7 protein-coding genes are annotated in these 11200 nt (G+C 23.4%); 3 read left to right on the forward strand and 4 right to left on the reverse strand.

Translation table 11 applies throughout. The features are described 5' to 3' along the window. Positions 1-68: 68 nt before the first annotated feature. On the forward strand, positions 69-923 hold the full coding sequence (gene rpoH / locus D9V74_RS00125) for an RNA polymerase sigma factor RpoH (protein ID WP_158362144.1): 855 nt from the start codon (positions 69-71) through the stop codon (positions 921-923). 140 nt (positions 924-1063) lie between these two features. Here the strand turns inward: rpoH and glmS are convergent, their stop codons facing one another. Together glmS and glmU are read right to left on the reverse strand one after the other, a co-directional pair. Further along, positions 1064-2893, reverse strand: a complete 1830-nt coding sequence (gene glmS, locus D9V74_RS00130) for a glutamine--fructose-6-phosphate transaminase (isomerizing) (RefSeq protein ID WP_158362146.1) — start codon at positions 2891-2893, stop codon at positions 1064-1066. Positions 2894-2966: 73 nt separating this feature from the next. After that, positions 2967-4340 carry a bifunctional UDP-N-acetylglucosamine diphosphorylase/glucosamine-1-phosphate N-acetyltransferase GlmU gene (gene glmU / locus D9V74_RS00135; protein ID WP_158362149.1) on the reverse strand — a complete coding sequence of 458 codons (1374 nt, stop codon included), beginning with the start codon at positions 4338-4340 and terminating at the stop codon, positions 2967-2969. A gap of 195 nt (positions 4341-4535) precedes the next feature. Between glmU and D9V74_RS00140 the strand changes: the two genes are divergently transcribed. Next, complete coding sequence (locus D9V74_RS00140) at positions 4536-5336, forward strand: Cof-type HAD-IIB family hydrolase (protein ID WP_158362151.1); 801 nt, start codon at positions 4536-4538, stop codon at positions 5334-5336. Between the two features lie 933 nt (positions 5337-6269). Further along, positions 6270-8561, forward strand: a complete 2292-nt coding sequence (gene metE, locus D9V74_RS00145; RefSeq protein ID WP_158362154.1) for a 5-methyltetrahydropteroyltriglutamate--homocysteine S-methyltransferase — start codon at positions 6270-6272, stop codon at positions 8559-8561. A 175-nt stretch (positions 8562-8736) separates the two neighbouring features. Here metE and purH read toward each other — a convergent pair whose 3' ends face one another. Further along, positions 8737-10305, reverse strand: coding sequence for a bifunctional phosphoribosylaminoimidazolecarboxamide formyltransferase/IMP cyclohydrolase (gene purH / locus D9V74_RS00150; protein WP_158362156.1), 1569 nt, complete (start codon positions 10303-10305; stop codon positions 8737-8739). Between the two features lie 186 nt (positions 10306-10491). Next, entirely contained in the window at positions 10492-10782 is a 291-nt protein-coding gene (locus D9V74_RS00155; RefSeq protein ID WP_261979378.1) for an HU family DNA-binding protein, read from the reverse strand. Positions 10783-11200 lie beyond the last annotated feature (418 nt).

Genomic DNA, 11200 nt, shown 5'->3' on the forward strand with positions numbered 1-11200 from the left:
ACAGTATTATATATGCGTCCCACATGTTAATAATTCAGTATGTATAATTCATTGATGCGGGAATTAAAATGATTGAAAAAGTACAGATTTTGTCTGTAACACCACCAAGTAATTTAGATGCTTATATTAGAATAGCTAATTTATGGCCAATGCTTTCAATTGAAGAGGAAAAAAAATTAACTAAACGATTACGTTATGATAGTGATTTAGATGCTGCAAAAACTTTAATTTTATCTCATCTCCGTTTTGTCATTCATATTTCACGTAATTATTCAGGCTATGGTCTACTTCAATCTGATCTTATACAAGAAGGTAATATAGGATTAATGAAAGCAGTACGTAGATTTAATCCAGAAATAGGAGTTCGTCTTGTTTCTTTTGCTGTTCATTGGATTAAATCTGAGATACATGAATATGTTTTACGAAATTGGCGCATTGTAAAAATTGCAACTACAAAATCTCAAAGAAAGTTATTTTTTAATCTTAGAAAAACAAAAAAAAGATTAGGTTGGTTTAATGAAGAAGAAATTAAAATTGTTGCCAAAGAATTAGGAGTCAGTAGTAAAGATGTAAGAGAAATGGAATCACGTATGTCTGCTCAAGATATTACTCTCAATCCATTACCAGATGAAGAATTAGATGGAAAAACAAATGTTTCTATTCAGTATCTGGAAGATAAAAAATCAAATTTTGCTAATGGTGTTGAACAAGATAATTGGGCAAAACATGCTACTAATAAATTAAGTAATGCTTTATCGAGATTAGATGAACGCAGTCGTAATATAATTTATGCACGTTGGTTAGATGAAAGTAAAAAAAATACTTTACAGACTATAGCTAATGATTATGGAATTTCAGCAGAACGAGTACGACAATTAGAAAAGAATGCAATGAAAAAATTAAAAATAGCTATAGAAAATTAGATGTAAATAATTATTGTATAATAATGTTATTATTTTAAATTAAAATTGAAAGTTATACGGAGTATGAGATTAAGTTTTATTCAATTGAAAACTCATACTCTTTAAGAAAGTTAAATAAATATTATATAACATAAAAAAAATTATTCTACAGTTACTGATTTAGCAAGATGTCTTGGTTGATCAATATTTTTTCCTTTTATTAACGCAATATAATAAGCAAGTAATTGTAAGGGAATTACATAACAAATTGGAGCTATTAATTCTTCTATATATGGTAATTTTATAATATTTATATTATCTTCATGTTCAAAATCTTGATCAGAAAAAATATAAATTATACCGCCTCTACAAGAAATTTCTTTTATATTTTGTTTATTTTTGTCTAATAAAGAATTTTTAGGAGCAATAATAACAACTGGCATATTTTTATCAATTAATGCGAGAGGACCATGTTTTAATTCTCCAGATGGATAAGCTTCAGCATGAATATAAGAAATTTCTTTTAATTTTAGAGCTCCTTCTATAGCAATAGGATATTGATCTCCCCTACCAAGAAATAGTATATTTTTTTTATCTGCTAAAATTTTAGCTATTTTTTTTATAATGTGTTGTTTTTTTAAAATTTTTTCAAATGTATACGGTAATTTTTTTATAGTTTGTATAATTTTTTTTGAAAAAGTATTATTATTATTTTTTAAGGATATAATTTTAGAAATAAGCATGAGTAGAACAGTTAACTGAGCAGTAAAAGATTTAGTAGAAGCTACTCCGATTTCTAAACCTGCTTGCGTTAATATATAACAGTCTGATTCTTTTACTAATGATGATCCTTCCATATTACAAATAGTTAAATTACCTAAATAACCAAGTTTTTTAGAATATCTTAATGCTGATAATGTATCAGCAGTTTCACCAGATTGAGATAAGGTGATTAATAAACTATTTTTTCTGACTACTAATTTTCTAGATAAAAATTCTGATGCTATTTCAACATCACACGGAATATTTGCAAGTGATTCAAACCAATATTTAGCAACCATACCGGCGTTATATGAAGTACCACAAGCGATGATATGAATATGTTCTGTATGAATAAATAAATGATCTTTTTTACATCCTAATTCAGAAAAATATACTTTTTCATTTTTTTTTAAACGATTTTTTAAAGTATTTTGAATAGATTGAGGTTGTTCATATATTTCTTTTTCCATGTAAAAATTATATTTTCCCTTTTTAATAGATTTATATTCTATATTAGAAATAATTTCTTCTCTTCTTATTTTAAGATTATATTTATTAAAAATATTAATTTTATTGTTTTGAACAATAGCAACATCCCCTTCTTCTAAATATATAAAACGTTTTGTTATATGTAGTAATGCAATTTGATCTGAAGCTATAAAATTTTCTTCTTTTCCTAATCCTATTACTAGTGGACTTCCAGATCGTATTGCTATCAATTTTGAGGGGTTATATTGATCCATAACAACCATACTATAATTTCCACATAATTTTTTTATACTATTTTGTATTATTTTTTCAAGAGATTCTTTTTTTCTTGTCTGTTCCCAATTAAAAAAATGTGCAATTACTTCTGTATCAGTATCAGAAGAAAATATATATCCTTGTTTTTTTAAGAACTGGCGTAATATGGCACTATTTTCAATAATACCATTATGAACAATAATAATATTTGAAGAAATATGTGGATGAGCATTTTCTGTTGATACTTTTCCATGAGTTGCCCATCGGGTATGTGCAACACCAATATTTCCTAATATTTTTTTTTTATTTACTTTTTCTATGAGTCTATTTACTTTTCCAATACAACGAATTCTAATAATATTATTGTTATTATTGATTACTGCTAAACCGGAAGAATCATATCCTCGGTATTCTAATTTCTTAATACCATCAATAAGAATATCAGTAATATTACGTTTTGTTACCGCAGCAATGATGCCACACATATTGATACCTTTTATTTTTTAATACATCATATAATGTTAAAAATAAATATATTAATTAAATAGATTTTCATAATTATTTTTTATGAATTTTTTTAGGACGTGTCCAATTTTTTTTATGAATTTGTTTTTTTTTGTTATATACTAAACATGATACATTTACATCTTTTAGTAAAGTTGTTCCTGCTGCAATTGTAGTATTTTTTTTAATTTTTATAGGAGCTATTAATTCTGTATTAGAGCCAATAAATACATTATTACCAATAATAGTTTTTAGTTTATTTGCACTATCGTAATTACATGTAATACTACCAGCTCCAAAATTTACTTTAGAACCGACTTCAGCATCACCTATATAACTTAAATGTTTTGCTTTAGATTTGGTTTTGATAATACTATTTTTAATTTCAACAAAATTTCCTATTTCAACACCTTCATTTAATGAAGTATTAGATTTTATATGAGAAAAAGGACCTATTATACAATTTTTTCCTATTATACAATTTTCTATAATCGTATATGCCTTAATATTAGTATAACTATTAATAGTACTATTATTAATAATGCATCCTGGACCAATTTTAACATCATCACCTAAAAAAACATTATTTTCAATAATAACAGCTGTATCTATTTCAACATTTTTTCCATGTTTTAACATTCCCCGTAAAATAAAATGAGAAGAATCTTTTAATATAACACCATCAGTAAGCAATTTTTTAATTTGTTTTTTTTGAAAAATATTTTCTACAATAGACAATTGCAGTTTATTATTAACACCTAATATTTCTTCTTGAGATAATGGTTCTGTTGTTTTAATACATTTGTTTTCAAGATAAGCTAAAGAAATAATATCTGTTGCATAAAATTCTCGCTTTTTATTATTATTATTAATTTTTTTTAACCATCTTTTTAAATCTTGACTTTTTGCAATAAATATTCCAGAATATATCTCTTTTATTTTTTTTTGTCTATCAGTTGCATTATTTTCTTCTATTATACCTCTGACTTTTCCTTTTGTTCGTAAAATTCTTCCATATCCATAAGGATTATTAATTGTCATTGTTAATAAACTAATATGAGATTTTTTTTTTGTACATTGTAATTTTTTTATTGATTCAATTGATATTAATGGTACATCTCCATATAGTACTAAGATATTTTCATTATTTATAATTTTTTTTATAGCTAATAGTATTGCATGACCAGTACCCTGAGGTTTTTTTTGAATGATCCATTCAATAGGGATGTTATTATTAGATATTGTCATTTTTTTTTTATCGTTACAAACTAATATAATTTTTTTAGGTTGAATAGATTGCGCGGTATGAATAACATGTTCTAATATTGTTTTTCCTCCTAAAAAATGTAATACTTTAGGATAATTAGATTTCATTCTAGTACCTTTTCCAGCAGCAAGTATAACTACAATAATATTTTGTCGAAACATAAATATCCTTATTTTGTATTTTTTTTATAATATAATTTTAAATAAAAACTTTAATAAATTAGATCTAATTCATACTGTATTTATTCTATATTGTATAATTTTTTTTTTAAAAGATAAAAAATTTAAATTAATAATATTAAATAGGAATCTATTCATTTTTGATAATCAAATATGTTTTTTCTTTTAGGTTATTTTATGTATAAAGTGATTGTAGTAGATCTAGATGGCACTCTTCTTTCCTCAGAAAATAAAATTACCAAATATACTAAGAAAATTATAAACATTTTAATAAAAGATAATTTTTATTTTGTTTTAGCTTCAGGACGTCATGATATAGATGTTATGAAAGTAAAAAATATTTTAAATATTAAAGCTTTTATGATTACTTCTAATGGTGCTAAAATTTATAATTTAGATAATGAACTAATATTTAGTGATAATTTAAATGAAACAATTGCTGCAATACTTTGTCAAATAGTATATACAGATCAAGATATTATTACTCAAATATATCAAGATAATAAATGGTATATAAACAATAACAAAGCAGATAATGGATTTTTGCCTGATCTTTCATTATTAAAATATCAATATTTTCATCCAGATTATTTCAATTATCAAAATATTACTAAAATTTTTTTTACTAGTAAAAATTACGAAAAATTATGTATGCTTAAAAAAAAAATTATTCAATTATTGAATAATAAAATTTATATTAGTTTTTCTAATAAATTATGTCTAGAAGTTATTTCAGGTCAAAGTTCTAAAGGTCATGGATTAAAATTGATATCAAATTTATTAAAAATCTCTTTAGATGAGTTTATTGCTTTTGGAGATGGAATGAATGATAAAGATATGTTAACTATTGTTGGAAAAGCGTATATTATGAAAAATGCAGATGTACTTTTAAAATATACATGTCCGCATATAGAAATTATCGATAGTAATGACGATGATGGTGTTGCAAAATGTTTGTACAATATGTTTATAAAATAGTAACAATAAAATATAATATTTATTATATACAATAAAATAATTGAAGATGAGTAAAAACGTTAATAAGTATAGCTAAATATATATATAGTTATCTCCAAATTTCATATCCTGTTTTTTATAAAATTAAATCTTTAAGTTAAAAATTATTAACTACCTAATGAAGGATAATGTAGTAATCTTTGTGATTTTATCATTATATAAATAAAAGTGATATATTATTTATATTTTTAAATATAATTATAATATTAGATAGTTTAGTTATAAGAAATATTTTTTATATTCCGTTTATTTTATTAAATAAGAGCAATCATAAATATTTTAAACGTATGATTTTTTAGAAAACATTATTTTTAAGTAAGTAAACAATATAAAAATAAAACTGATATTATTTTATAATTCAAAAAATTCAAGTATAAAATGAATTGTTTCTTTATAATACTTAACAGAGTAATAAATAATCAATTATCTTATTTTAGATTTTTTTAATAAATTTTAATGCGAGTATTAGATTTTGAATGCGGGTATGAAGTTTTTTTATTTATCATATTATGATATAACAAAAAATTTATAGATACTTAAATAAATTTTTTTTAAGTAGTATTTTTTGTAATTATTACAGTAATATATTTCTATAAATAAATAATTAAATAGAATTGTTTTAAATAAATAATTTCAATCCTAATTTTTTTGATTTATGAAATTAACATAATATAAGTTGTATTTTATGAATATGTGTTGCAGTTGCACTTCATGTATTATAATTTTTTATACTTCTAGTATTTAAAAATATTTAATTATAATTTACAAGATTTCTTGTATAGCTATAATTAATCTTTTAATTTTAATAATTTTTTAAATACTAGAAAATATATATTTTCTATCAATCTTATTTTTTCAGGAATACTTTGATTATTAATAATAGGATATTTAAATATGACAATTTTAAATCATACTCTCGGATTTCCAAGAATAGGTTTAAATCGTGAGTTAAAGAAAGCTCAAGAAAAATATTGGTCAGGTCAGATTTCACTTGATAAACTTTTAATAGAAGGTCATACAGTCAGAAAAAAAAATTGGGAAATACAGAAAGTCTCTGGAATCGATTATATACCAGTGGGAGATTTTGCTTGGTATGATCATGTATTAACAACTACTATGATGTTAGGTAATATTCCTGATAGACATCATTGCATAAATAATACTAATAATCATAATATTATTGATTTAGACTGTTTGTTTCGTATTGCAAGAGGTTGTGCTCCAGACGTTTCTGCTTCAGAAATGACTAAATGGTTCAATACTAATTATCATTATATTGTCCCTGAATTTTATAAAAATAAAACTTTAAAGTTTTCTTGGAAGCAAATTTTAGATGAAGTAGATGAAGCACTATCATTAGGATATAAAGTTAAACCAATAATTCTAGGTCCAATTACATATCTTTGGTTAGGAAAAGTAAAGGGAGAAGATTTTGATCGTTTAAACTTATTAGAAGAAATTATTCCAATATATCAATATCTTTTAAAAGAATTTTCAAATCGGAATATTGATCTTGTTCAAATTGATGAACCTGCTTTAGTTTTAGAACTTCCTAAAAAATGGCAAAAGGCTTATTATAATGTTTATAAACAATTAAGTGGAAATATTAAATTATTATTAACAACATATTTTGATAGTGTTGTACATAATATAAGTTTTATTCGTGATTTACCAGTAGAAGGTATTCATATTGATTTAGTATCTGGAAAATACGATTTAATGAATTTTATTAATAAAATACCGTCAACATGGATTTTATCTTTAGGAGTAGTTAATGGTCGAAATATTTGGAGAGCAGATCTTATAAAATGGTTTCGATCTATTGTACCCATATTAAAATGTCATAAAAAAATATTAATTGGTTCATCTTGTTCTTTATTACATACTCCTATTGATTTAGAAACAGAACATAATTTAGATCCAGAAGTAAAAAGTTGGTTTTCTTTTGCCGTTCAAAAATGTACAGAATTGTTTTTATTATCAAATGCTTTGAATCATAATAATATAGATTTAATTGAAAAATGGAGTTTACCTATTCATAAGCGTATTTTTTCTAAAAAAGTACATAAAATTACAGTAGAAGAGCGTTTATCAAACGTTTTAAATTATAAGTATGAACGTTCTGATGCCTATAATATTCGTTCTATAGAACAGAAAAAAAAATTTAATTTACCTATATTACCAACAACAACTATCGGATCTTTTCCTCAAACTATTGATATAAGACAATTGAGACGCGATTTTAAATTAGGATTAATTAGTGAGAAAGAATATTCAAATAGAATTAAAAAACATATTAAAAAAGTGATAAAAATACAAGAAGAATTAGATATAGATATTTTAGTACATGGTGAAGCTGAACGAAATGATATGGTAGAATATTTTGGTGAACATTTGGATGGATTTGTATTTACAGAAAATGGATGGGTACAAAGTTATGGTTCACGTTGTGTAAAACCTCCTATTATTATTGGAGATATTAGTCGTATTAAGCCTATCACAATAGAATGGTCAAAATATGCTCAATCTTTAACAAAAAAACCTGTTAAAGGTATGTTAACCGGACCAGTTACGATTTTATTTTGGTCTTTCCCTAGAGAAGATATTTCATTAAAAAAAATTGCAACACAAATAGCATTTGCATTACATGATGAAGTCTTAGATTTAGAAAAAGAAAAAATAGAGATTATCCAAATTGATGAACCAGCATTGCGAGAAGGTTTGCCTTTGCATAGAAGTTCTTGGCCTGAATACTTATCATGGGCAGTAGATGTATTTCGATTAAGTGCTTCTGGGGTAAAGAATACTACACAAATTCATACACATATGTGTTATTGTGAATTTAATGATATTATGTCTGCTATTGCTTTATTAGATGCTGATGTAATTACTATTGAGACAGCTCGATCAGATATGGAATTATTAAAATCATTTCAAAATTTTAAATATCCTAATGAAGTGGGTCCTGGGATATATGATATTCATTCTGCTAATATACCAAGTATCGATTCAATAAATAAACTACTTAAACAAGCAATGAAATATATTCCCCTAAAACGTCTTTGGGTAAATCCAGATTGCGGTTTAAAAACAAGAGATTGGAATGAAACTGTATTATCTTTAAAAAATATGGTTGAAGCTGCTAAAAAAATTAGAGATAAAATTAAAAAAAATCAAATAAATTAATATTTTATTAAATATGATATTAAATCATCTTTTAGAATATTTTAAATCTAAATGATGATTTAATACTTATAATTTTTTTCTTATAAAAATAATTACAATTATCATTGATATATAATTAATATCATTAGTCACAATATATTATACTATTTAAAAGAATTTTTTTAATTATATAACATTAATGTTTAAAATGACGTTTGTTAGTAAAAATCATGGTGATATTATGTTGATTTGATGCTTCAATGATTTCTTTATCTCGTATTGAACCACCAGGTTGAATAATACAACTGATACCAATAGAAGCGGCACTATCAACACCATCTCTAAAAGGGAAAAAAGCATCAGAGGCCATAGTAGCTCCAATAATATTACAACCTTTTTCTTGCACTTTTATATTAGCTAATTTTGTTGAATAAATTCTACTCATTTGACCGGCTCCGATACCAATAGTTACTTGATTATGTCCATATACAATTGCGTTTGATTTGACAAATTTTGCTATTTTCCAGCAAAAAATAGCATCTTTAAATTCCCTTTTTGTTGGCATACGTTGAGTTACAAACATCCATGATTTATAATCAATTTTATATGAATCATATTCTTGGACGAGCAATCCATTAGTAACTCTTTTAAAATCTAATCCTGTTGTATTATTTCGATATTTTCCAGTAATCAGTACTCTTATATTATTTTTGTTATATAATATTTTTTTGGCTAACATATCAATATCAGGAACAATAATTACTTCAACAAATTGTTTTTCAATAATAATTTGAGCAGTTTTTTCATCTAATATAGAGTTAAAAGCGATAATACCACCAAAGGCTGAAATAGGATCAGAATCATATGCTAATAAATACGCATCTAGAATACAATTACTTACTGCAACACCACATGGATTACCATGTTTAACAATAACACATGCGGGTTTATCAAATTCTTTTACGCATTCTAATGCTATGTCAGAATCTGCTATATTATTATATGATAAATTTTTTCCTTGTATTTGTTTTGCAGTGCTAATTGTTCCAGATGAGAGATTTTTTTCTATATAAAAAGAAGCTTTTTGATGATGATTTTCACCATATCTTAAGTTTTGTTTTTTTATAAAAGAAAAATAGATTTTATTTGGAAATAATTTATTTTTATTTTTTTTAATAAAATATTGTGAGATTGCTTGTTCGTAAGATGATGTATACTCAAAGGCTTTAGATGCTAAATCCAATCTTTTTTCTATATTCATAGAATTGTTTTTAAGAGATTCAAAAATATTATCAAAATCATTAATATCTACAATAACTATAACATTTTTATAGTTTTTTGCAGCTGCTCGTACAAGAGTTGGTCCGCCTATATCAATATAATTTATAATATTATCTATATTATTTTCTTTGTTTTCTTGAATATTTTCTATTATTTTTTCAAATGGATAAAAATTTACAATGACCATATCTATTGGAGAAATATGATACAGTTTCATAATTTCTTCATCTTTATCTTTTCGTCTTAAAATTCCAGCCATAATTTTAGGATGAAGTGTTTTTATTCTTCCATCCATCATTTCTGGAAATTTTGTATAATCTGATATTTCTATTACAGGTATGTTGTTCTTTTTTAAAAATTTTGAAGTACCGTTTGTTGAAAATAAGCTAACTTTATTTTGAGTTAATATTTGTGCTATTTTTACAATATTTTTTTTATCTGAAACACTAATTAAAGCATTTTTTATAAATTTTATGGATAACATAATATATTTTCTTTTTAAAATAAAAAATTGAATAATTCATTATATAATATGAAGATATTGTTTTTATATTCGTTCTTTTAAAGAATTATGAAATGTTCTGAAATAGTATTATAACTAATAGAAAATATATTTTATGAGGGGCAGTGTGCCCCTATAAATATTGTATTATTAAAATAATATTTCAAATTATTTAATTGCATTTTTTAATGTTTTACCAGATGTAAAACTAGGAACTTTAGTAGCAGGTATCTGTATTTCTTTTCCTGTTTGAGGGTTTCGTCCTATACGAGATGATCTTAGATTCACTTTAAAAGTACCAAAACCAACTATTTGTACAGATTCACCTTTTTTTAAAGAATCAATAATAGTTGATAATGTTGTTTCTAAAGTTAGTTTTGCTTGTGTTTTAGATAAATTAGATTTTTTAGAAATTACATTAATTAGTTGAGTTTTATTCATTATTTTTCCTTTTTTTATTTTAAAATTAATACTGGATTGATTTAATTTTCTATAAATTTTAATAAAAAAATTATCTACAAGTTATATTTTTTATGTTTAAATGTTTTACAAATATTTGATATAAAAAGAAAAAATATATTTTTTATGAATTTAAAATTTTTATATTTATAACAAATTAATATAAAAAAGAAGAAGTATTTGATAATTTATTAAATTAATAATACATAATAAAATTATTAGAAAATATTTTGTAAAAATATTAATTTTTTCTAATGAAACACAGTTATGTTTAAAAAAATTATTATATAAAATAAAATAAAAAATATTTACTTTACAAGATGAATAATGTATTAAATATTCTAAAAATATAATTTTTTTTTGTGATCTTTTTAAATATTATAGTATAAAATAAATCTATTTTAGAATATCAGATATG

The organism is Buchnera aphidicola (Macrosiphoniella sanborni) (assembly GCF_005080885.1).
GTDB classification, from domain to species: domain Bacteria; phylum Pseudomonadota; class Gammaproteobacteria; order Enterobacterales; family Enterobacteriaceae; genus Buchnera; species Buchnera aphidicola_AU.

Bases quoted from the DNA above. Each gene is read 5' to 3' on its own strand.
- rpoH (WP_158362144.1), top strand. From the start codon at position 69: ATGATTGAAAAAGTACAGATTTTGTCTGTAACACCACCAAGTAATTTA.
- glmS (WP_158362146.1), bottom strand. From the start codon at position 2,893: ATGTGTGGCATCATTGCTGCGGTAACAAAACGTAATATTACTGATATT.
- metE (WP_158362154.1), top strand. From the start codon at position 6,270: ATGACAATTTTAAATCATACTCTCGGATTTCCAAGAATAGGTTTAAAT.
- purH (WP_158362156.1), bottom strand. From the start codon at position 10,305: ATGTTATCCATAAAATTTATAAAAAATGCTTTAATTAGTGTTTCAGAT.
- D9V74_RS00140 (WP_158362151.1), top strand. From the start codon at position 4,536: ATGTATAAAGTGATTGTAGTAGATCTAGATGGCACTCTTCTTTCCTCA.
- glmU (WP_158362149.1), bottom strand. From the start codon at position 4,340: ATGTTTCGACAAAATATTATTGTAGTTATACTTGCTGCTGGAAAAGGT.